Genomic DNA, 22,578 nt, shown 5'->3' on the forward strand with positions numbered 1-22,578 from the left:
GGACGTCCTTAACCGGCGGTGCTGAGGGCGGCGCGGATGCGGGTGTTGGCGAGGAGTCCGTCGAGGATGTGTAGGAGGGCGTCGCGGTCGGCGTCGGTGAGGTTGTCGAGGTCGGCGAGGCGGTCGGTGAGGGGGTTGTCGCCGCGTAGGGCGCGCCTGGGGGCGTCGTCGAGCAGGAGGTAGTCGCAGCTCACGTCGAAGATGTCGGCGAGGCGCAGGACGGCTTCGACGGAGGGGGTGATCTTGCCGTTCTCGTAGCGGCTGATCTGTCCGGCGTCAGCGTTCTGGCGCGTGGCGAGGTCGGCTTGGGACCAGCCGTGTACCTTGCGGAGGCTCTGAGGCGTTCGCCGAGCTCAGCGACCACGGGTGATTCTCCACGGGCGAGCTGATCCTCGACCTGCCAGACGTGTGACCCCTTCTGGTCGCAGGGCGTGAAGGACGCAAGGCCTCCGATCATTCGATATGTAGTCGATTGGTATACACTCCAATGGTGGACGACCTGCTCGATCTGGACCAGTTCGGCGACGACCCGTTCGAGGTCGATTCGCAGGTCGCCCACCTCTTCAATCACCCCACCTTGGACTGGAAGACGTCGTGGACGTCTGGGAGAACGACCCGCTGTTCTACCCGGCGAAACCTCCAGCGCACTGGCTGATGGTCGCCGAGGTGGAAGGCCGGGTCCTGGTCGTCCCGATCGCACCACCGCGATCCGGCGACCCGAGCAGTTGCCGACCGATCGGCTGTTGCGAGGCCAGTCCTGGCCTTGCATCCACCTACCGGAGGGACCGTGATGAGTACTGAGCAGATGACCCCGGACGAGGAGTACGAGTTCTACGCCCGTCCCGAGAACCAGAAGCCCCAGGGCAGCCCGCGTCGGCGCAACCGCCGGTTGACCGCACCGATCCCAGTGCGGTTCACCGACGAGCAACTCGATGCGATCCGCCAGCGCGCGGAGGCTGATGACCGGTCGGTGTCGGCGTGGATCCGCCGTGCCGTCGAGCACGAACTGGACCGCCGCCCCGCGTGACCCGACAGCCATGAGGCTCGCGGCCGTGTCCGGAGGGTGGACTCAAGGTGCGAGACTCCAGGAGTTGCTTGGGTTGAGTGGTGAGTTCAGTGCGCGGTCGCGGAAGGCCCGAGGCCAAGTGCGGATCGCGGTGACGGGCCGCTGACCTCACGACTCGGGACCGGTGTCACCAACGCCATGAGCAGCTACACCTAGGCTTGTCGCCTGTGTCCACCGCCCAGCCCTCGGCCGCGCTGATGCGCGAGGCCGTCGCCAACCTCGCGCCCGTCCTGCCCGTCCTCACCGACCTCGGTGAGCGGTTCACGGCCGCGGGCCACGAGCTGGCGCTCGTCGGAGGGCCGGTGCGCGACGCTTTCCTCGGCCGCCCGGCGACCGACCTGGACCTCACGACCTCGGCCCGCCCCGACGACATCGAGCCGATGCTCGCCGCGTGGGGCACGGCCACCTGGGACATGGGCCGCGAGTTCGGCACCATCGGCGCCCGCCGCGGCGACACCGTCGTCGAGGTCACCACGTACCGCGCCGACGCCTACGACGGGAAGACCCGCAAGCCGGTCGTCGCGTTCGGCGACTCGCTCGACGACGACCTCGTCCGCCGCGACTTCGCCGTCAACGCGATGGCCCTGCGCCTGCCCGACCTCGCCTTCGTCGACCCGCACGGCGGCCTCACCGACCTCCAGGCGAAGGCCCTGCGCACCCCGTCCGCACCCGAGGTGTCCTTCGGCGACGACCCGCTGCGGATGATGCGCGCGGCCCGGTTCGTCGCGCAGCTCGGCTTCGTGCCGGCCCCCGAGGTGCTCACGGCGATGGCCGAGATGGCCGAGTCCATCGGCATCGTCTCGGCCGAGCGGGTGCGCGACGAGCTCGTCAAGCTGCTCATGGCGCCGCACCCGCGCGCCGGCCTCGAGCTGCTCGTGGCATCCGGCCTCGCCGACCACGTCCTCCCCGAGCTGCCGGCGCTCAAGCTCGAGATCGACGAGCACCACCGCCACAAGGACGTCTACCACCACTCGATGATCGTGCTCGAGCAGGCCATCGACCTCGAGGGCCCGGCCGGCGGCCCGCCCGAGTCGGTGCCGGGGCCCGACCTCGTCCTGCGCCTCGCGGCGATCCTGCACGACATCGGCAAGCCCGCCACCCGGCGGTTCGAGGACGGCGGCGGCGTCTCGTTCCACCACCACGAGGTCGTCGGCGCCAAGCTCGCGGCCAAGCGGATGAAGGCACTGCGCTTCGACAAGGAGACGACCAAGCAGGTGGCCCGGCTCGTCGAGCTGCACCTGCGCTTCCACGGCTACGGCGACGGCGCCTGGACCGACTCGGCCGTCCGCCGCTACGTCACCGACGCCGGCGACCTCCTGCCGCGGCTGCACCGCCTGACCCGCGCCGACTGCACGACCCGCAACGTCAAGAAGGCCCGCCGGCTGTCGGCCGCCTACGACGACCTCGAGCAGCGCATCGACCGCCTCACCGCCGAGGAGGAGCTCAAGGCCGTCCGCCCCGAGCTCGACGGCAACGAGATCGGCGAGGCCCTCGGCATCCGGCCCGGCCCGGTGCTCGGGCGCGCCTACAAGCACCTGCTCGCCGTGCGGCTCGACGACGGCCCCATCGGCCAGGAGGCTGCCCGCGAACGCCTCCTCAGCTGGTGGGCCGAGCAGCCCGAGTCCCGCGACGCGTGACGCCCCCGTGATGCAGATTGCCCAAGTCCTGCGACGTTTGGTTACGCTGTCGGGCGTGTCCGAGCGCCGGAAGTCCGGTAGTGCCTCGCTCGCGGCAGGGGGCAGTACAGGCACGTCTTCTGCGCGCCCGCGCAACAACCGCTGGCCCACCGCCGGTCTGATGCTCCTGGACATCGCGGTCCTCGTCGTCATCATCCTCGTCCTCGCGATTGCCCGGTACGACCTGGTGGCGGCGGAGGTGAACCGTCGCGGGCTGGTCATCGCAGTGGGGCTGGCGGCCGCGGTGTACACCACCACCTACGGGCTGCTCGTCAACCGGCGCTTCCGCTGGGGCAGCCCGGACGAGCTCGTCGGTCTGGCCCTCGTGGTCGCCGTCCTCATGGCCGCCCTGACGACGGCCTCGGTCTCCACCGCACCGACCGTGCTGCCGGCGACGGTGGCGCTCACGGCCCCGCCGTGCGCGTCGAGTGCCTGGCTCGGGATGCGGTATCTCGCCCGGCAGTACCACCGGGCTCGGCGGCGTCGCAGCCGGCGGGACGCGCGCCGGGCGGTGGTCGTCGGCGCGGGCTGGGGTGGTCAGCAGGCGGTCTCGATGATGCTCGACGACCCGGTCAGCAGCCTCACGCCGGTCGGCGTCGTCGACGACGACCCGCGCAAGCAGTCGCTGTCGATCAGCGGCGTCCGGGTCCGCGGCCGGATCGTCGACCTCCCCTCGGTGTGCACCGCGCTGGATGCCGACGTCGTCCTGCTGGCGATCCCCAGCGCGGCGGCACCGCTCGTGGAGCGTGTCGTGGACTTGGCCGACGCCAGCGACACCGAGCTCATGGTCCTTCCCTCCTTCGACGAGATGCTCGCCGTCCACCGGCTCGACCACGACAGTGAGGCGTCCGGGCCGAAGACCGACCGCTCGAGCTCAGACGCCGTCGACGTCACACCCCGTGCCGCCTTCCGGAGTGTCCACATCGAGGACCTCCTGGGCCGTGGCGTGGCCGACATCGACAACGCGGGCATCGAGCAGTACCTCCGCGGCCGGGTGGTGCTCGTCACGGGCGCCGGCGGGTCCATCGGATCACAGCTCTGCCGCGAGATCACCGCCTTCGGGCCCTCACGTCTCGTGATGACCGACCGCGACGACAGCCTGCTCCACGGCGTGCAGCTCTCGGTCGACGGCCGCGGGCTCCTCGACTCCGACGACATAGTCCTCGGCGACCTTCGCGACCGCACGTTCGTCCGCACCCTGGTGCACGAGCACCGTCCCGACGTCGTCTTCCACGCTGCCGCCGTCAAGCACCTCACCCTGGCCGAGCGGTTTCCCGCCGAGGCGTTCCTCACCAACGTCGCAGCCACGGCGGACCTTCTCGCGGCGTGCGTCGAGGCAGGCGTCTCCCGTTTCGTCAACATCTCCACCGACAAGGCGGCCGACCCGAGCAGCACCCTCGGCTACAGCAAGCGGGTCACCGAGCGGCTGGCCGCGACGTTCGGCACCCGTTCCGGTGTGGACGCCCGCTACATCTCGGTCCGGTTCGGCAACGTCCTCGGGTCAAGGGGCTCGGCCTTGGCGACCTTCGCCGCTCAGCTGTCCGCCGGACTGCCGTTGACGATCACGTCCCCCGAGATGACGCGCTACTTCATGACGGTCCACGAGGCGACCCAGCTCGTGCTCCAGGCAGCGGTGCACGGCCACACCGGCGAAGGGCTCGTCCTCGACATGGGGAAGCCGCACAACATCGAGGACCTCGCCCGGCGCTTCGCGGGTCTCCAGGGCTACCCGCCACCGGTGATCCGCTACACCGGTGTGCGGCCCGGCGAGAAGCTCGAGGAGCGGGTCCTGGCGAAAGACGAACCGGACACCAGGCCCTTCCACCCGCTGGTCACCCACGTCCCGATGCCCGTCCTCCACACGTCGTCCCTGGACGAGATCGAGCGCATCCGGTCCGCCATCGTCCGCGGACGCACGCCGGACGTCTCCGGTGCACTGCGCGTCCTGTCCGCGTCCGAGTCACCTGTCGGGGGCGACTCCCGCCCCATACCGAGCGGGCGCGCGTGAGCCCCTGGCTGCCGTGGCTCGCGGCGGCCGGCGCAGCGGCACTCGCGAGCAGCGTCTTCGTCCGCGTGCTGCTGCCGGTGCTGGCCCGGCGGGCGGTTCTCGATGTGCCCGTCGAACGTTCCCTGCACGACTCACCCGTTCCGCGTGGTGGTGGGCTGGCCGTTCTCGGTGGGGCGCTCGTCGGGGTGCTACTGGCCGCCGTGGTCGGCCTGCCGGGCGGTCTGACGGCTCGCGAGGTGGGTGTCTCCGGCGCCCTGCTCGCGCTGGTCCCGGTCACCGTGCTCGCGGCCGTCGGCTTCGCGGACGACCTGCGGTCGGTGTCGGCCGGACCCCGCCTCCTGCTGCAGGTGCTCGTGGGGACCGCGATCGGATGTGGGCTCGTCGCCTGGCTGGACGCCTCGTGGGTGTGGGTGCCTCTGGTGCTCGTGCTGACCGTTCTGCTCGTCAACGTCACGAACTTCATGGACGGTGCCAACGGGCTCACCTCCGGGCACGCCGTGGTCGCCGGTCTGTGGTACGCAGCAGCGGCGGCGGGGACCGACCTTCCCGGTGCCGTGGTGCTGGCGCTGGCCGTGGCCGGTGCCTCCGCGGGTTTCGTGCCGTCGAACGCCCCCGTGGCGTCGATCTTCCTCGGTGACGTCGGCTCCTACGCCCTGGGGGCCACCTGGGCGGTGCTGGCCTCGTGGCTCGTCCTGGGTGGGGCCAGGGTGGACGTGGTCCTGGCCCCTCTCGCCGTGCTTCTCGCGGATGCCGGTACCACGTTGGTCCGCCGTCTCGCGGTGGGTGACAGGGTGACCCAGCCGCACCGGCTGCACGTCTACCAGCGGCTCGTCCGCGGGGGATGGTCACATGTCCGCGTCGCGTCGCTCGTCATGGGTGTCACGGTCGTCATCTGCCTGCTGAGCGTCCCGTCGCTGCTCGGGGCGCCCCTCGTCGTCCGCATGGTGAGCGGTGTCCTGACGGCGCTGCTCCTGGCCGGCTACCTCGCCCTGCCGGCGAGGGTCGGGCCGGCGGCTCGATGGCGGACCGTCCGGGAGGCATCCCGGTGAAGGTCCTCCTGCTCACCCATTACTACGCCCCCGAGGTCGGCGCTCCACAGCACCGGTGGTCGGCACTGGCCCGCCACCTGTGCGGCACCGGGCACGACCTGCACGTCGTCGCGCCCGCGCCTCACTACCCGACCGGTCGTCTCCTCCCCGGCCACGGCGATGAGGTCCGAGGCACGGTCCACCAGGGAGAGCACGGTGAGGTCGTGCACCGGGTGGCGTTCCGTCCGCATCGCGGTGGGGTGGGGGACAGGCTCGCCGACGAGGCTGTCGCGGCGGCCGACGCGGTGCGCATCGTCCGGGCCGGGCTCGGCGGCTGGAAGCCCGACGTCGTCGTCAGCACGGTGCCCTCGCTTCCCATGCTGTGGGCCGGGGAGCAGGCAGCTCGGGCCGCCGGCGCGCCGTTCGTCGCCGAGGTGCGGGACGCCTGGCCGGACCTGCTCGAGGTCACCGACGACTGGGACGATGCACCGCGGCCCGGTGTCGGTGGACGGGCTCGACGGCGCGCCCGGCGCTGGCTGTCGTTCGCCGGCCCCTGGACGACTCGGGTGCAGCGTCGGGCCGATGTCGTCGTGACCACGACCGAGAGTTTCGCGGACGTCCTTCGGGGGCGGGGGATGCGCGAGGTCCATGTCATCCGCAACGCCGCGCACGAGGTACCGGACTACACCCCGGTGCCGCGCCCGGTGGCCGGCGAGCTGCGCGTCCTCTACGCGGGGACCATGGGGCGGGCCCAAGGTCTCTCGACGGCCGTGCGCGCCGCCGCGCTGGCCCAGCAGCGCGGTGTCCACATGATCTTGCGCCTCGTCGGATCCGGGGCCGACCGGCCGTCCCTGCAACGGCTGGCGCGAGAGACCGGTGGGCCGGTGGAGATCCTGGACCCCGTCCCGCGGCAGCGGATGGCCGAACAGTACGCCTGGGCCGACACCGCGCTGGTCTCGTTGCGTCCGTGGCCGGCCCTGGAATGGACGGTCCCCTCGAAGCTCTACGAGATCATGGGCCTCGGCCTGCACGTGACGGCCGTCGTGGCCGGAGAGGCACGCGAGATCGTCGAAGGACGCGGCGCCGGTGACGTCTCGGCCCCTGGGGACGTCCCGGGGTTGGCCTCGTTGTGGGAGTCGCTCGCCGCGGACCGGGACCGACTGACCGTGCGTGCGAGCGCACGTGAGTGGGTCGAGGAGCACGCGCACGCGGAAGCCCTGGGGGCACACTACGCGGATCTCCTCACGTGGGCGGTGGCGTCGCATGGCCGGTGACCCACGACCGGCCACGCGGCGCGTCGCGGCCCTGGCTCGCAACGTCGGGATGCTCGCCGCCACGGCCGGCGCGCGTCTCGAGGACGACCCGGTGCGTCTGGCGGTCCTCGCTGTCCGCCGGCTCCCCCTGCGGGCTCGCCGCCCCGTCGCCGCAGCCCTGGTGAGGGGCGGCCGGCGGAGCGGCCGCCCGGTCCTGCACGGGCTGGGCCTGGTGCTCGCCGACCGCCCGGACGAGGCGCGGAGCCTGCTCGGCAGCCGGGTGCCTCCCGGCCGGCTCGCCGGGGAGATCGCCGTCGAGCTGGGTCTCACCCTGCCCACAGATGCTTCGGCCGCGGTGCGGGCCCGTCGGACGTGGCAGCGCGGTGACCTCGCCGGCGCCGTCGAGGTGCTGCGGTCCTCCGATGCCCGGGGCGCACGCCGACAGGCGGCACGACTGGAGTCCGAGCGGCGGACGTACCTGCCGGGACAGCGTCTTGCCGGGCCTCCGCCCGGGCGGCATCGGCGTCCCGCCGCGTCCGGACGCACCGGCGGCGTCTCGGTGCTCCATCTGCTGACGAACTCGCTGCCGTGGACCCAGTCCGGCTACGCCCTCCGCTCGCACGGCATCCTGCGTGCGCAGCGGGCCGCCGGAGCGCGGGCGGAGGCCGTGACCCGGGTCGGGTACCCGGTCGTCGTGGGTCTGCCCTGGGCTGCGGAGACCGACGTCGTCGACGGCGTGCCCTACCACCGGCTGATCCCGCGTCGGCTCGGGGCGACGCCCGAGGCGCGCCTCGAGCAGGCGGCGACCCTGCTCGCCGGCCACGTCGACCGCGCTGGTGCCGACGTGCTCCACACGACCACCCACTACGTCAACGGGCTCGTCGCGGAGGCCGTGGCCCGGTCCCGCGGCGTGCCCTGGGTCTACGAGATGCGCGGGCAGCTGGAGAAGACGTGGCTGGCGACCTTCCCCGCCGGCGAGCGCGAGACCGTCCGTGCCAGTGAGCGCTACCGGCTCTGGCGTGCCAAGGAGGTCGAGACGGCGCGCGCGGCCGACCACGTCGTCGCGCTGTCGCAGGTGCTCCGCCGCGAGCTCTGCGCTGCCGGTGTCGACCCGGCACGGGTGTCGGTCGTCCCCAACGCCGTCGACGCCGCACTCGTCGAGGCGGGCCGGACCTCCCCAGCGCCCCCGGACGCCCGACGTTCGGTGGGGCTCCCGGAGGAGGGCATGTGGGTCGGTACCGTCTCCTCTCTCGTCACGTACGAGGGGCTGGACATCCTGCTCCACGCCGTGGCGCGGCTGCGTCGCGAAGGCCTCGACGTGCGCTGTGCGATCGTCGGCGACGGGTCCGCCCGTGCCGGGCTCGTCCGGCTCGCCGGGACGCTGGGACTCGACGGTGCCGCGGTTCTTCCCGGTCGGGTGGACCGCAGCGCCGCGACCGCCTGGGTCTGGGCACTCGACCTCGTGGCCACCCCGCGGCGGGACACCGAGGTGACCCGGAGCGTGACCCCGCTCAAGCCGGTGGAGGCGATGGCGCTCGGACGCCCCGTCGTCGTGAGCGACCTGCCGGCGCTCGCGGAGGTCGTCGGCGACGAGGGCGCCGGTCTACTCGTGACCCCGGAGGATCCGGACGCCCTGGCGGATACGATTCGAGAGCTGTACGCCGACCCCCTGCGCAGGTCGGAGATCGCTGGTCGAGGGCGCGAGGTCGCCGCGACGCGGACCTGGCAGGAGATGGCCCGGCGGTACCTGTCCGTCTACCAGACCCTCGGGAGCGCCCGGTGAGCCCATCCACCTCCGCAGGCGTCCCCCTCGTCGTCGAGGACGTCGACGTCAGCCGCCTGCGCCCCGTCGGCCGGCGCCCCAACATCGCCCGGTACATCGCGAACCTCTGGGGCCGCCGGCACTTCATCGTCGCCGACTCGCGGGTCCGTGCCCTCTCCGGTGAACGCGACACCATCCTCGGCAGGTTCTGGCTCGTCGGCAGGCCCCTCCTCGACGGCGTCACCTTCTTCCTGATCTTCGGGGTGCTTCTCAACGCCTCCCGGGGCATCGACAACTACATCGGCTTCCTCCTCATCGGTGTGTTCCTCTTCACCTGGACCTCGCAGTCACTGACGCAAGGCGCAGCCTCCCTCAACTCGGGGCGCAACCTCATCCGTGGTTTCGCGTTCCCGCGGGCGTCCATCCCTCTCGCGCTCGCGCTCCGGGAGGCCATCGCGATGGGCCCCCGACTGCTCACCCTCGTGGCGATGATCCTCGTCATCCCGCCGCACGCGCAGATCTCCTGGTACTGGGTGCTCTTTCCCGGGGTCCTCGTCCTCCAGGGGATGTTCAACGTGGGGGTCGTCCTCTACGCGGCCCGCCTCGTGCACGCGGTTCCCGACCTGCGTCTCCTGCTCGGCTTCTCGTCCCGGCTCTGGATGTACGGCTCGGGCGTCATGTACTCGATCGACCGGTTCGTCGAGCATCCCCAGGCGCTCGCGGTGATGCAGCTCAACCCGGCCTACTGCGTGCTCGAGATCAGCCGTGACCTCCTGCTCTACGCGACGCTTCCCGAGCCGCGGCTGTGGCTGACCCTCGCCGCGTGGGCGGCCGCCACCCCCGTGCTCGGCTTCCTCTACTTCTGGCAGGGCGAGGAGGAGTACGGCCGTGAGTGAGCTGTCCTCGCCGGTCCCCCGCGACGGCATCCCCCTCGGTGAGCCCACGGTCAGCGTGCGCCGGCTGTCCGTGCACTACCGCGTCGCCAGCACCGAGCTGGGTGCCACGCTCACCCGCCGCGACCGGGTCCGTCGCCGGGTCGGTCTGCCCCGGACGGTCACGGTCAGGGCGTTGGACGACGTGTCCTTCGTCGCCCGGGCGGGGGAGTCGATCGGTGTCGTGGGCCAGAACGGCTCCGGCAAGAGCACCTTGCTGCGCATCGTCGCCGGCCTCGAGACACCGACGAGTGGCGAGGTGCTCGCGACCTCGACCCCGACGTTCCTCAGCGTCAACGCGGCCCTCGTCCCGGAGGTCTCCGGGCTGCAGAACATCCGTCTCGGGCTGCTGGCCATGGGCCGCTCGCCGGCGGAGGTGGACGAGCTGGTCCCGGACGTCATCAAGCTCGCCGGGATCGGCAACGCCGTGCACCGCCCGATGCGCTCGTACTCCTCGGGGATGGGCGCCCGCCTGCGGTTCGCCATCGCCGCGGCGGCCCGCCCGGAGATCCTCTTGATCGACGAGGCCCTTGCCACCGGCGACGCCGCGTCGAAGGAGCGGAGCGAGAAGCGGATGGCGGAGATCAGGTCGACCGCCGGCACGATCTTCCTCGTCTCGCACGCCGCCCAGACCATCGAGGAGATGTGCACGCGGGCGATCTGGCTGCACGACGGCGAGCTCGTCCTCGACGGCCCGGCCGAGGAGACCGCACGCTCCTACCGGTGGTGGGCGTGGAACGTCGCCAAGGGCGAGGACGACGTCGCCGCCGACGTCCTGGAGAAGTGCCGGGCCCGGCTCCGTGCGACGCTGGTCCGGCACGAGGACCCGAAGCAGCACATCCCCCGTCATTCCCCTGCCTCCTGAGGAGTACCACGCATGTCCCGCCGCGTCATGACGGTCTACGGCACCAGGCCCGAGGCCATCAAGGTGGCCCCCGTCGTCCGGGCGCTCGAGAAACACTCCGAGCTCGAGTCGGTCACCGTCGTCACGGGCCAGCACCGCGAGATGTTGGACCAGGTCAACGCCATCTTCGGGATCACGCCCGACCACGACCTCGACGTCTTCGCCCACGGACAGACCCTCAACGGCCTCATGGCCAAGGTCTTCGGCCGGCTCGACCCGGTGCTCGTCGACGAGCAGCCCGACGCCGTCCTCGTGCAGGGTGACACCTCGACCGTGGCGGCCGCCTCGATCGCCGCGTTCTACCGGGGGATCCCGGTCGTCCACCTCGAGGCCGGGCTGCGCAGCGGCGACATCCACTCGCCGTTCCCCGAGGAGGCCAACCGCCGGCTGACGAGCCAGGTGACGGCGCTGCACCTGGCGCCGACCCCGACCTCCCGCGAGAACCTCCTGCGCGAGGCCACCGACCCGGGGACGGTCGTGGTCACGGGCAACACCGTGATCGACGCGCTGCTGCACACGGTCGAGCAGGACATCCCGTTCACCGACGACCGCCTGGCACGGCTGGAGAAGGAAGGCCGCCCGCTCCTGCTCGTCACGACCCACCGGCGGGAGAGCTGGGGCGGGGCGATGGAAGGGGTCGGGCGGGCGCTCGGCCGCCTGGCCGCCGCCTACCCGGACACCACGGTCGTCCTGCCGGCACACCGCAACCCCATCGTCCGCGAGGCGATCCTGCCGCACGTCAAGAGCTACGAGAACGTGCTGGTCACCGAACCGATGGCCTACGGCGAGTTCACCCGCCTCATGGCACTGGCCACGGTGGTCCTCACGGACTCCGGCGGAGTGCAGGAGGAGGCTCCCTCGCTCGGTAAGCCGGTGCTCGTCATGCGGGAGAACACCGAGCGCCCGGAGGCGGTCGACGCCGGCACGGTCCGGCTCATCGGGACCGACGAGGAACGGGTCGTCGAGGAGGTGTCCCGGCTGTTCGACGTCGAGAGCGCCCATCGGGCGATGGCGAACGCCGTGAACCCCTACGGCGACGGGAAGGCGGCTGCGCGCTCCGTGGCCGCGATCGCCGCGACGTTCGGGCTCGGGGAGCGACTGCCCGACTTCGGGTCGTGACCGCTCCGGAACGGCCCCACGCCCCAGCGCGGACGGTCCTCATCTACGGCAGCTGCGTCTCGCGTGACACTTTCGAGTACCTGCAGCCGCTCGGCTACCGCCTCGTCGACTACGTCGCGCGCCAGAGCCTGGTCAGCGCCTTCAGCGCGGTGGACACCGCGCTGCTCGTCCCGTTCGAGGCCGACTCGGCCTTCCAGCGCAGGATGCTCGAGAACGACTGGCGTGCGAGCCTCGTCCCCACTCTGGAAGCCAAGGGCGGCCGGGCGGACGTGCTGCTTTGGGATCTCTGTGACGAGCGCCTCGGCATCCGTGAGCTCTCCGATGGGGGCTTCGTCACGAGGTCGGTCGACCTCATCTCGACCGGGGTGGACGCCCGCATGACGGGGCTCAGCGCCCTCGTCGACCTCGGCAGCCCCCGTCATCTCGAGCTCTGGACGGAGGCGCTGAGCTCCTGGCGCTCGTTGCTCTCCCGGGCAGGGCTGCTCGAGCGGCTCGTGCTGCTCGCCCCGCCCTGGGCCGAGAAGACACGGGACGGGGCGGCGTCTCCGACGAGCTTCGGACGCACCGCCCGGCAGGCGAACGCGCTCTTCGACATCTACCACGAGCGCGCCGCGAACCTGCTCGGCTGCCCTGTGGTCTCGCTCGACCGGGGCGAGGCGCGCAGCGACTCCGACCACCGCTGGGGCCTCGCGCCGTTCCACTACACCGAACAGAACTACGTCTCACTCGCCGCCGGGATCGACTCCGCGGTCTCTGCGCTGCTCCAGGACGGCGTGGCCGACACGAGGCCGGGCGGATGAGCCGCCACATCGAGCCGGGAACGACCGGAACACCCGCTGACGCGGCGCCGCCACTCCCGCAGGGGAGCGGCAGGTCCCCTAGGCTGTCCGGGGATGGGCGGGACAGTGTGGACGACGCGGACCGACTCCGCCCGCAGCTCGACGTCGCCGGGTCTGCACAACCCGGCGACGTCCACCCCTCCGACCCTGTGACGACGACCATGACCGACATCTTCGACACGACGACCACGGCCGCAGAGACCGACGAGTCGGACACCGAGGACGCCGTGTCCGAGTTCGCCTCGGTCACGACGGACGAGCAGGAGGAGTGGCGGGGACCTGTGTCGGACCGGCGGGCCCAGGTCCTGCTCGTGGCCAACACCTACCCGAGCGACCAGGCCCTGTACCGCAACGCCTTCATCCACCGCCGGGTCCTCGCCTACCTCGAGGCAGGCATCGACGTCGAGGTCTACTACCTCCATCCACCGGTCGAGGAGAGCTACGGCTATCTGTTCGACGGTGTCCAGGTCACGGTCGGGGGGCCGGCGGACTACGAGCAGCGCATCGCTGCGCACCGATACCGGACGATCCTGGTGCACTTCGCGAACGAGCACATGATCCGGCCCGTCGTGGAACACCAGCCGGAGACGCCCGTCATCGTGTGGGTGCACGGGTTCGAGGCCGAGGCCTGGCACCGCCGATGGTTCAACTTCACCGACAGCGCGACCCAGATCCGGCAGGCCCTCGCGAAGCGGGACGACTACCACGTCGACCAGCTCCGCCTCATGGGCCGGCTCATGTCAGCCACCGACCTCGACGTGCGCATCGTCCATGTCTCGGACTGGTTCCGGCGGAACATCGTCGAGCCGGACACCGGAGTGTCGACCCGTCATCCGTACGTGATCCCGAACATCGTCGACGGCGACTTCTTCCCCTACCGCGAGAAGGAACCCGAGCATCGCCTGCGAGTCCTGTCGATCCGCCCGTTCGCCTCGCACAAGTACGCCAACGACCAGACGGTGGCAGCCATCCTCGAGCTCTCGACCCGCCCGTTCTTCGACCGCCTGAGCTTCACCATCCGGGGCGAGGGGCCGATGTTCGCCGAGACAGTCTCTCCACTGCGGGACCTACCCTCGGTCTCCGTCCAGGAGGGTTTCCTCCGTCAGGAGGAGATCGCCGAGCTCCACGTGGAGCACGGCGTCTTCCTGGCTCCCACCCGGTTCGACTCGCAGGGCGTCTCGATGTGCGAGGCGATGGCGAGTGGGCTCGTCCCTGTGTCGACCGCCATCGCGGCGATCCCGGAGTTCGTGGAAGACCGTGTCACGGGCCTGCTGACGGCTCCTGAGGACCCTGCGGGCCTGGCCGACCGGATCGAGATGCTCTACTACAACCCGGAGCTGTTCCAGCGGCTGTCCGAGAGTGCTGCGCGACGCGTCCGTGAGCAGTGTGGTCACGAGGCAACCGTCAGCCGGGAGATCGAGATGATCGGACGAGACCTGTGACGGGCCTGGAGCCGGTCGACTGGAAGTCGGCGTACGCCTACCTCGAGCTCGAGCTGGAGTCGGTACTTCTCCGCGTCGCCGAGCGCCTGGAGCAGCTGGAGGCCGGAGCAGGTGGGGTCGGTTTCGCCCACGTGCGAGCCGTCACGCTGTGGCAGCAGGAGTCGGGAGACCTCGAGAGCGTCGTCGTGGCGGACGGTGCCTCCCTGTCCTACGAGTTCGCCGTGTACCGCGACGAGGTGCTCGTGCGCGAGCAGACCAACGGCCCCTCCAACACCCTGCGCTGGACCCCGAGCCGGTCGGGGACCTACCGCGTTCACGGCGTCGCCACGAGCGCCTCCGGGGGAGAAGCTGACAGCGCGTCCTCCGTGGACCTGACCGTCACGGTGGCGGAGAGGTGACGACCATGTCCAGCAGGCCCTTTCGCGTCCTGGTCTCCGCCTATGTCGACCTCAACGTCATCGACGGGTCGGCCTTCTTCGTCTCCGGTGTCGCCTCCCTCCTCACGAGCGCGCCGGGCATGGCCGTCCACGTGGTGACGGCGACTCCGATCAGACGACCGGTGGTCATCCAGGAGATGCTGCTCAACAACCGCGTCACCGTCACCGACCCCTTCCGGGACGTGACGTTGACAGCGAGGTTGCCGGAGCTCGCGGACGCGAGCTGGATGGACGAGCAGACGTCGGCGCGGGTCCTGAGCCACTACCTCGACCAGGGCCACTACGACGTCATCATCGTCCGGAGCACCGAGGTCGCCCACACGCTCGCGGAGCTGCACCCGGACCTCGGTCGGAGACTGTGCGTGTATGTGACGGGCGTCGTCGCCTCCGACGCCGACCTCGACCCCGTCGTGAGCCACCGGCTCGGCGCTCTCCTCGACCGGGGCGCCACCTTGCTCTGCCAGACGCCCGAGATGCGTGAGCACCTGCTGGGTGCGCTGGCCCAGGAAAGCCGGGCGGAGGCGGTCGCTCTGCTGAGCCCCGCGGTGCCGTCGGAGCACGACGTCGTCCTCCCGCAGTCACAGGGTCCGTTGCTGCTCACCTACACCGGGAAGTTCGCCCCCGCATGGCACACCGTCGAGATGCTGGCCGCCTTCAAGGAGGCGTCCTCGGCGGGTGCGGACCTGCGTCTCGTCGTGGCCGGGGACCACTTCAAGCGGCCGCCCGAGTGGCCCTCCTTCGTCGCCGAGGTCCGTTACCTCCTCGGCTCTCACCCGGGAGTCTCGTGGGTGGGTGCGGTGACGCGAGCGGACGCGCGAGCTCTCGTGGCAGGGTCGGACGTGGGTATCGGATGGCGCAACACATCGCTCGACTCCAGCCTCGAGCTCTCGACCAAGCTCCTCGAGCACGGTGTCCTGGGACGGCCGTGCGTCATCAACCCGACGCCCATGCACCGCCGGCTGTTCGGCGACGACTACCCGCTCTTCGCCGCGTCCACCACTCAGTTTGTCGACCTCCTCCAGCGAATGGACCGGGACCGGGCGATGGTGCGCGACGCAGCCCGGACCGCGCAGGTGGTCTCTGCTGACTACACCTACGAGACCGTCTTCCGTGACCTGTTCCCGACCCTGCTCACCGCGTCCGGTCTGCCCGACGACCCCTCGAGTGGGTTGGCGGACGACATCTCCGCGTTGTGTGCCACCTCCGACCGTCTCGTCCGCCGGGGCGACCAATGGGTCGGATGGCTCACCGACAGCACTGACGGCGCACGGATCTTGCACCGACTGGTCTCGGGCGGGCCGGTCGTCGACGTCGAGCGCCTGGGTCCCTTCGTGCGCTTCACCCAGGGGCCCGGAGACGGTTCGCCTCAGAGCGAGGCCGACCAGGCGGCCTGCCTCGCTCTCGCCGAGGGGGCTCTCTTCGATGGTGGCGGGGCTCCGGCTGACGTGCCGATGTCTGCCGAGGTGACGGTCGCGCACGACGCGGGCGGCCGGGTCAGGCTGGCCCAGCCCGTCGCCACTGTGCCCGCTCCCGGTGGGGAGGACGGAGGGACCGGCGCGGTGACACGTGCCCATGAGCAGGAGCTGGCCACGATGACGGCCCGTTACGAGGCACTCGCGGGCACGGTGCTCGGGCGCCTCCAGCGGGCGTACTGGCGCCTTCGGCGGCGTGTGCGACGGCGCGGAGCGCACCGGTGAGGCGACCCCAGGCAGACGCGCTCCCGGGTTTTTCGGAGCCGGCGGGGTCGTCCGAACGTCCGTCTCGTGCCCCTTCGCCTTCGTCCGTGGCGGGACGGTTCTTACCCTGGGAGGGATCGTGTCGGGACCCGGCGCCCGCACGAGCGGAGTTCTAAGGAGCGATCGACGGTGGTCCCTGCACGGCGCGTCTTCTCATCGGTGATCTCGGTGCTGCTGGCCGCAGCACTGGCAATGTCGATCGCGGTGACGGCGCGTGCCGCGTCCCCGGAGGTCAGCGGTTCGGAACGCGACCTGGGTGCCCAGATTCCCGGGAAGCCCGAGGGGTTGCGCTCGGAGGACTCAGACCAAGGGCTCGTCGGTGGGCGCTACCTCACCTTCTTCGTCAACAACGGGGGTTCGGGCCGCTTGGCGCGCTTCTTCGCCATGGACCTCGACGGCACGAAGGTTGCCGAGGTCGACGTTCCACAGGGGACGGACATCAAGGGTCTTGTCTACGTTCCGGCATCCAAGACCGTGTTCTTCGCCGCGAACAGCGCGACGTACGCGTTCGTCTATCGATGGGACGGGTCGACCTTGCGCAAGGTCGCCAGCATCGCGAACCAGGCCGTCATGCGCCTGGCGGCCGCACCCGACGGCGCCGTCTATCTCGGCACCTTCGCCCCCTCGAACGGGCGGCTCTACGTCTACGAGAGTGGCGGGCTGAAGGACCTGGGACAGCCGATGTCCGGCGAGTCCTACGTCCGCTCGCTCGCTGTCGATGCGGGCTCCGTCTGGGTCTCGAACTACCGATCCGCCGCGGCCAAGCTCGTTCGCGTGAACCGTAGCACCGGGGCGGGCACGACGATCGCGACGCCATCCGCCTTCTCGTCGCAGTGGTCGGCCTTCCACATGACCTTGGCGGGCGACTACCTCTTCATGCGTACGGTCAACGACCCACGGCTTTTCGCCTACAACACACGCACCGGGAAGTTCGCCACCTTCGACGACCAGGTCGCCAGAGACCGGTCGGTCCCGGAGACCCCGAACGTCGTCCCGTACATCGACGGCATCTCCCCCTACGGCATCTCTCCGCTCATCGAGGGCAGGTACGTCTACTTCCAGCGTTCCGGGGCGGGCATCATGCGGGTCGACCTCACGAACAACCTCAAGACGATCAGGGTCGACAAGTGGAACGGTACGGACAACCCGGAGTCGTGGCCGGCCGCGTCCGTTCCAGGGCCGGTGTCTTACGCGTGGCTCTCCGGGGTCGGCGGCCGGCCCGGACCGTCCCTCGTGACGACCACGATCGACGCCAAGGTGTATGTCAACACGGCCAATCAGAGCGAGCCGCTCGTGCTGACGCTCCCGGCGAGGGGCACGCCGTCGACGATAAACAGTCTCGGAACCACCCCGACGGGGACGGTCCTGTCCGGCGGCTTCGACCTCCCGGAGGGCATCGGCACCTACACCCCGGGCACGGGAGACACCGGGCTGCTCGACGGACCGCAGATCGAGGGCTTCGGCACCTTCGACTCCTCGACGGTCATGGGCGGCTACACGGGCAACTCCTCGACGTCGGCGCCGTTGTACCTCTACTCCGGGTCCGGGCAGCCGACCCTGAAGAGGTACATCAACAACAGCCAGGAGCGGCCGGTCGCCATCGCGCAGGTCGGCCGCCGGGTGGCCGTCGGAACAGTCCCGATCAAGAACCAGCTGGGTGGGGCCCTGAGCATCTGGGACCCCGCGACCAACGCGATCACCGTCAAGCGCAACCTCATCCCGAACCACAGCGTCGTCTCGCTGGCGGCCCAGGGCAAGTTCGTCGTGGGTGGTTCCTCGAACACGGGCGGAACGGGCTCGACCCCGACGGCGACCGACGGCAAGATCTTCACCTACGACACCACGAGCGGAGCACTCAAGACCTTCACCCCTCCGCGGGCGTCGTCGGCCACCTACTCCTGGGTGGCGGCCATCACCCCGGACCCGAGCCAGGCGAACCACTACTGGGCTCTCTCGACCGGCTACCTCATCCAGTTCAAGGTCTCGTCCACCGGGACGATCAGCCTGACTCGCGATCTCGGCGCCTTTCCCAACACCTCCTCGCCCACCGGCAAGGAGCTCGGGATCGCGTTCGTCGGCGAGACCATGTTCGCGACCGTCGGCCAAGGGCTCTCGGCGATCAACCCGGTCACGGGTGAGCAGACGGTCGTCGCAGCGAAGACCAGCGCCGGGGCCGTCACCGGTCTGGTGAGGTCCGGGTCGTCCGATCTCTACTTCGCCCGCGGGGCCAGGCTGTACCGGTACAGCGTCGACAGCGCGTCGACCTCGACGTCGCTCCTGGCGCCGGTCGTGACCTCGCCCGACATCAAGAGCACCGTGGCTCCGGGCGCGATCTCCTTCTCGGGAACCGGGACGAAGAACTCGACCGTCGAGGTCAGCGACGGGTCACGGACCCGGTCCGCGCTCGTGCGGGACGACGGGACCTGGGAGCTGGCCCCGATGGACTTCGACACCGGGACCTTCGACCTGACCTTCACGGCGTCGATGGACGGGTTCTCGTCGAGGACGACCCGGGTCTCGCTGTCCGTCGCGCCCACCACCGACGACCGGTGCGCGATCGAGAAGCCGGTCCCGACGAACATCGCCGTCGGCGGCTACAACAAGCCCAACACCAACTACGCCTTCGAGGGGACCGGGACCCCGGGCTCGGTGGTCACGATGGTGAGCGGCAGCCGGACGCGCACGGCGACGGTGCGCGAGGACGGCACCTGGTCGATGAACCCCGTGTGGTTCGGATGGTGGTCCGGGATGGTGCCGTTCACCGCGTCCCGCGAGGGCTGCCCGAGCGTGACGAACGAGGTCACGGCCTGGTTCGTCGAGCGGGGGACCTACCACGTCCCGACTCTGCTCATCAGCCACACCGAGACCCACTGGTACCCCGGAGGTGAGATCGCGTTCAAGGGCAAGGGCACGCCGGGTGCGCTGGTCACCTTCCTCATCGGCAACCAGACACGGTTCGCGGCCGTCAGCAGTACCGGTCGGTGGACGATGCGAGCGGTGGCCGTCTCGGACGCCCCGGTGTCCTTCAGCCTGTTGTCCGAGCTGCCCGACTACCCGGACCAGAACGCCGCGTTCGACGTGCACTTCGGGACCGCACCGACGTCGGTCGTGGCGCCGCTCGTGTCGAGCCACACCGCGGGCTCGACCGTCGCTGCGGGTGACACCGTGTTCAGCGGCAAGGGCGCGCCACGGAGCAAGATCTCGCTCGCCGTGGGCGGCACCACGGTCAGCGCCTACGTCCGCTCGAGCGGCCGGTGGGACCTGCCGCCGGTCTCCGTGCCGGCAGGCAGGCAGACTCTGCGCTTCACGGCGTCCTCCCCGGGCCTGTCACCCCAGTCCACCTCGGTGACGATGTCGTTCTCCGGCTGAGCTCTGCACGTCTCCGGCGAGGAGCGCACCGGAACACGTCACGGTACGTCGCCCGGGGAGCGAGAGAGGGGCAGCCTCGATGGCCCGTGCACGAGCCCGGCAGCGCCGGCCGGCGTGGGCCCGTCCAGGTTGGACTCGGCACCTCGAGGGGCGCAGGTTGCGGCCTCGCAGCCAGGCGCTATCTTGAGCCCTTGGTCGGCACATCCGGGCGAGCGAGGAGGACACGTGACGCAAGGGGGTCGCGATGTGTCATCCGCGGACGGTGTCGAGGACCCCGGCATCGACCGGTGGCTGCCCGATGCCGTGGACGGATTGCTGAACAGCGGCCTGGTGGTCCCTGCCTTCGAGATGGTTCGGAGCGTCGAGGCGTGGGAGGTCCTCTCTGCTCCGGTCCTGCGCCGACTGTGCGTGGCCCTTCGTGGGCAGGGCTTCCTCGACCGGGCGCTGCGCGCCGCGGACGCGCTGGAGGTGAGGGACGGAGGCCCCGCCGAGCTGGGAGCGTCCCTACGTGGTGAGCTGGCGGTGCTCGGCGGGAGCTTCTCGGCCGAGGTCCCCGAGCCGGAGTCGCCTTTCGTCGCCCGGGCCGGTCGAGTGCTCAACGTCGTCGGAACCTCCCTTCCCGAGGTCGACTCGACCTTCACCCGACGCACTCAGGCGACAGCTCGCAGAATGTCCAGACTCGGGCTCGAGGTCTCCGTCGTGACCCAGATGGGCATCGGGGAGACCGACGGGTACGCCGTCGAGGAGGTCGACGGCGTCGAGTACCACCGGATCCCCGGTCCGCCCCGGCGCGAGATCCCGATGGACGAGTGGCTCATGGTGTTCGCCAACCGACTCTCCGCGGTTGTCCGCAAGGTGCGCCCCGGTGTGGTGGTGGCGTCGTCGGACTTCGTCAACGGGCTCGCCGCGCAGGCTGTGTGCAGGCCCTACGGGATCCCGCTGGTCTACGACGTCCGCGGACTGTGGGAGGACTCTTGGCTCGACCGGCAACGGGCGAGCAACTCGTGGACCGAGGAGCAGGTTCCGGAGCGGTGGGGGATGCCGGAGGCCTGGTCGATGCGCCGCGAGCGCGAGCTGCAGCTGGTCGAGACGGCCGATGCCGTCGTGACCGCCGGCGCACAGACGACACAGAAGCTGGTGGAGCTCGGCACGGCTGCCGAGAGGGTCACCGAGATCGGCGATGTCGAGAGCGACGCCGAGCGGTGGCTGGGTGTCTATGAAGACCTCGGCGCCCTCGAGCCGGGCGCTCGGGAGATCGCCCGGCTCGGCGACGGCCCTCCCGACCCGGCCGACGTCCGTCGCCGCGTGCGTGGGAGCGAGCGCATGCCCCTGGACCGCATCGCCGGTTTCGGTGGTTTCGGGACCACTCGGAGCATCAGGGAGGGGGGGTGGCGGCACAGCAGCCTGGAGCCCGTGCATATCACCAGTCCTTTCGACTGGGCCGGTGCCTGCCTCGACAACCGGTCGCAGGGCTTCCATCTCCATGCCTGGGACTTCATGGTTCCTTTCCTGAAGAGCTGGAACCGCAAGGGCGACCGGGAGTCCCTGACTTGGTGTCTCGAGCGCGCGAGCGACTGGGCGGCCACGTTCACCGTGGGGGACGCGCAGGGAACGATGGCCTGGTACGACATGGCCATCGGCCTGCGCGCGCCGCGCCTCGCGTACCTGCTGCAGGAGGCCGTGCACGAGGACGAGCCGGACGAGGTCGTGCAGCGGCTGGCACACGCCGTGGTCCGCCACCAGCACGAGCTGTTCCGCGACGAGGCGTTCAACCCGCGGACCAACCACGGCTTCTACAGCGCCGTCGGTCAGCTGAGCTTCGCGCGCCGGTTGTCGGCGCTCGACGCCATGGACGTGATGACCCGGCAGGGTGAGCAGCGTCTCAAGGTGGTCGTCGCGACCCAGTTCGCCGAGGACGGGGGGCACCTCGAGCACTCGCCCGACTACCACCGCATGCTCCTCGCGTCCTTCCGGGACGCGATGGAGGACGGTCTGCTGACCGACCCCGAGGTCGCCGCCCGCCTGTCGCGCGCCGAGGAGGTCATGGGGTGGTTCATCCAGCCCGACCGGAGGATCGTGCAGATCGGGGACTCACCCGCTCGGCTGGTGTCACCCGAGGACCGGGCGGCACAGGAGCCACACACGCAGTTCATCGCGAGTGTCGGTCGCGAAGGGAGTCGGAACGAGTCCGATCTCCTCGTGCTGCGCCAGTCGGGCTACGGCATCGTGCGCTCTCCCCAGCCGCACAGACGGGAAGACCACCTCCGGGCGGGCTACCTGACTCTCGTCGCGGGCTTCCACTCGCGGGCCCACAAGCACTGCGACGACCTCTCTCTGACGTGGTTCGACCAGGAGCAGGAGATCCTCGTCGACTCCGGACGGTTCGGGTATCTGGATCCCCTCCCACCGGACTCACCGGATCGTGCCCGGGGCTTCTTCTACGGTCGGCCCGAGCGTCAGTACGTGGAGAGCACACCGGCGCACAACACCGTGCAGGCCGGCGACGCCGACCACGAGCGGCGGGACCGTGAGCCGTACGGCTCCGGGATCGTCTCCGGCGAGGAGCGGGACGGCCACTTCCGCCTCGTGGGTCGGGTCGGGCACCTCGGGTGGGACCACGAGCGCACGGTGACCTACCGGCCAGGGACGTGGCTACTCGTCGAGGACCGGGTGAGCTCCCCGGATCCACAGGACTTCACGGTCTGGTGGAACCTGGCCGAGACATTGACCGACCCGAAGGCCACCGGCTCCGAGGTGTCGTTCGGGCTGACGGGCTCGGACCGGCACCTTCGGGTCGTCTCCCTGTCGGGTGAGGAGCAGGTACCCGTCGTGAAGGGTCAGGACGACCCTCTTCGGGGATGGCGGGCGGCGGTCGACTACGAGTTCACCCCGGTGTGGTCGCTCGCCCACCGTGCCGCCGGAGTGACCGAGCACGTCATGGTCACGCTGCTCACCTTCGACGAGTCGCAGACCTCCCGACCTCGGTCCCCCTTCGATGAGTGACCGT

The 22,578-nt window shown here is 70.6% G+C and carries 16 protein-coding genes and 1 pseudogene; 16 read left to right on the plus strand and 1 reads right to left on the minus strand.

Annotation, left to right across the window (positions count from 1 at the left end; all coding sequences use genetic code 11):
- Positions 1-8: 8 nt before the first annotated feature.
- A pseudogene (locus JQN72_RS18675) lies at positions 9-326 on the minus strand (helix-turn-helix domain-containing protein); the annotation flags it as partial.
- Positions 327-490: 164 nt separating this feature from the next.
- Here JQN72_RS18675 and JQN72_RS04435 point away from each other — a divergent pair.
- The 16 genes from JQN72_RS04435 (at position 491) to JQN72_RS04510 (ending at position 22,574) form a co-directional block, all read left to right on the plus strand.
- The gene (locus JQN72_RS04435) at positions 491-655 is read left to right on the plus strand and encodes a hypothetical protein (RefSeq protein WP_204133953.1); all 165 of its coding nucleotides are present in this window, start codon (positions 491-493) and stop codon (positions 653-655) included.
- Between the two features lie 135 nt (positions 656-790).
- The gene (locus JQN72_RS04440; RefSeq protein WP_204133954.1) at positions 791-1,027 is read left to right on the plus strand and encodes a ribbon-helix-helix protein, CopG family; all 237 of its coding nucleotides are present in this window, start codon (positions 791-793) and stop codon (positions 1,025-1,027) included.
- 236 nt (positions 1,028-1,263) lie between these two features.
- Positions 1,264-2,703 carry a CCA tRNA nucleotidyltransferase gene (locus JQN72_RS04445; protein WP_204134041.1) on the plus strand — a complete coding sequence of 480 codons (1,440 nt, stop codon included), beginning with the start codon at positions 1,264-1,266 and terminating at the stop codon, positions 2,701-2,703.
- 160 nt (positions 2,704-2,863) lie between these two features.
- Positions 2,864-4,750: a polysaccharide biosynthesis protein gene (locus JQN72_RS04450; protein WP_204133955.1), complete on the plus strand. Its 1,887-nt coding sequence runs from the start codon at positions 2,864-2,866 to the stop codon at positions 4,748-4,750.
- On the plus strand, positions 4,747-5,799 hold the full coding sequence (locus tag JQN72_RS04455) for a UDP-phosphate glycosyltransferase (protein ID WP_204133956.1): 1,053 nt from the start codon (positions 4,747-4,749) through the stop codon (positions 5,797-5,799). Before JQN72_RS04450 ends, JQN72_RS04455 begins: the two co-directional genes overlap by 4 nt.
- Entirely contained in the window at positions 5,796-7,052 is a 1,257-nt protein-coding gene (locus JQN72_RS04460; RefSeq protein WP_204133957.1) for a glycosyltransferase family 4 protein, read from the plus strand. Before JQN72_RS04455 ends, JQN72_RS04460 begins: the two co-directional genes overlap by 4 nt.
- Positions 7,042-8,814 carry a glycosyltransferase family 4 protein gene (locus JQN72_RS04465; RefSeq protein ID WP_204133958.1) on the plus strand — a complete coding sequence of 591 codons (1,773 nt, stop codon included), beginning with the start codon at positions 7,042-7,044 and terminating at the stop codon, positions 8,812-8,814. The genes JQN72_RS04460 and JQN72_RS04465 overlap by 11 nt, the downstream gene beginning before the upstream one ends.
- On the plus strand, positions 8,811-9,689 hold the full coding sequence (locus tag JQN72_RS04470; protein WP_204133959.1) for an ABC transporter permease: 879 nt from the start codon (positions 8,811-8,813) through the stop codon (positions 9,687-9,689). The genes JQN72_RS04465 and JQN72_RS04470 overlap by 4 nt, the downstream gene beginning before the upstream one ends.
- Complete coding sequence (locus tag JQN72_RS04475) at positions 9,682-10,590, plus strand: ABC transporter ATP-binding protein (protein WP_204133960.1); 909 nt, start codon at positions 9,682-9,684, stop codon at positions 10,588-10,590. Before JQN72_RS04470 ends, JQN72_RS04475 begins: the two co-directional genes overlap by 8 nt.
- A 12-nt stretch (positions 10,591-10,602) precedes the next feature.
- On the plus strand, positions 10,603-11,748 hold the full coding sequence (gene wecB / locus JQN72_RS04480) for a non-hydrolyzing UDP-N-acetylglucosamine 2-epimerase (protein WP_204133961.1): 1,146 nt from the start codon (positions 10,603-10,605) through the stop codon (positions 11,746-11,748).
- Complete coding sequence (locus JQN72_RS04485) at positions 11,745-12,548, plus strand: DUF6270 domain-containing protein (protein WP_204133962.1); 804 nt, start codon at positions 11,745-11,747, stop codon at positions 12,546-12,548. The genes wecB and JQN72_RS04485 overlap by 4 nt, the downstream gene beginning before the upstream one ends.
- A 200-nt stretch (positions 12,549-12,748) precedes the next feature.
- Positions 12,749-14,029 (plus strand): glycosyltransferase family 4 protein, encoded by a 1,281-nt coding sequence (locus JQN72_RS04490; RefSeq protein ID WP_204133963.1) that lies wholly within the window; start codon positions 12,749-12,751, stop codon positions 14,027-14,029.
- Positions 14,026-14,427 carry a hypothetical protein gene (locus JQN72_RS04495; protein ID WP_204133964.1) on the plus strand — a complete coding sequence of 134 codons (402 nt, stop codon included), beginning with the start codon at positions 14,026-14,028 and terminating at the stop codon, positions 14,425-14,427. Before JQN72_RS04490 ends, JQN72_RS04495 begins: the two co-directional genes overlap by 4 nt.
- A 5-nt stretch (positions 14,428-14,432) precedes the next feature.
- Complete coding sequence (locus JQN72_RS04500; protein WP_204133965.1) at positions 14,433-16,163, plus strand: hypothetical protein; 1,731 nt, start codon at positions 14,433-14,435, stop codon at positions 16,161-16,163.
- Positions 16,164-16,331: 168 nt separating this feature from the next.
- Complete coding sequence (locus JQN72_RS04505; protein WP_204133966.1) at positions 16,332-19,571, plus strand: hypothetical protein; 3,240 nt, start codon at positions 16,332-16,334, stop codon at positions 19,569-19,571.
- 246 nt (positions 19,572-19,817) lie between these two features.
- Positions 19,818-22,574 (plus strand): heparinase II/III family protein, encoded by a 2,757-nt coding sequence (locus JQN72_RS04510; protein WP_204133967.1) that lies wholly within the window; start codon positions 19,818-19,820, stop codon positions 22,572-22,574.
- The last annotated feature ends 4 nt before the right edge of the window (positions 22,575-22,578 follow it).

The sequence above is a fragment of the Phycicoccus sp. CSK15P-2 genome, from assembly GCF_016888005.1.
GTDB lineage: Bacteria > Actinomycetota > Actinomycetes > Actinomycetales > Dermatophilaceae > Phycicoccus.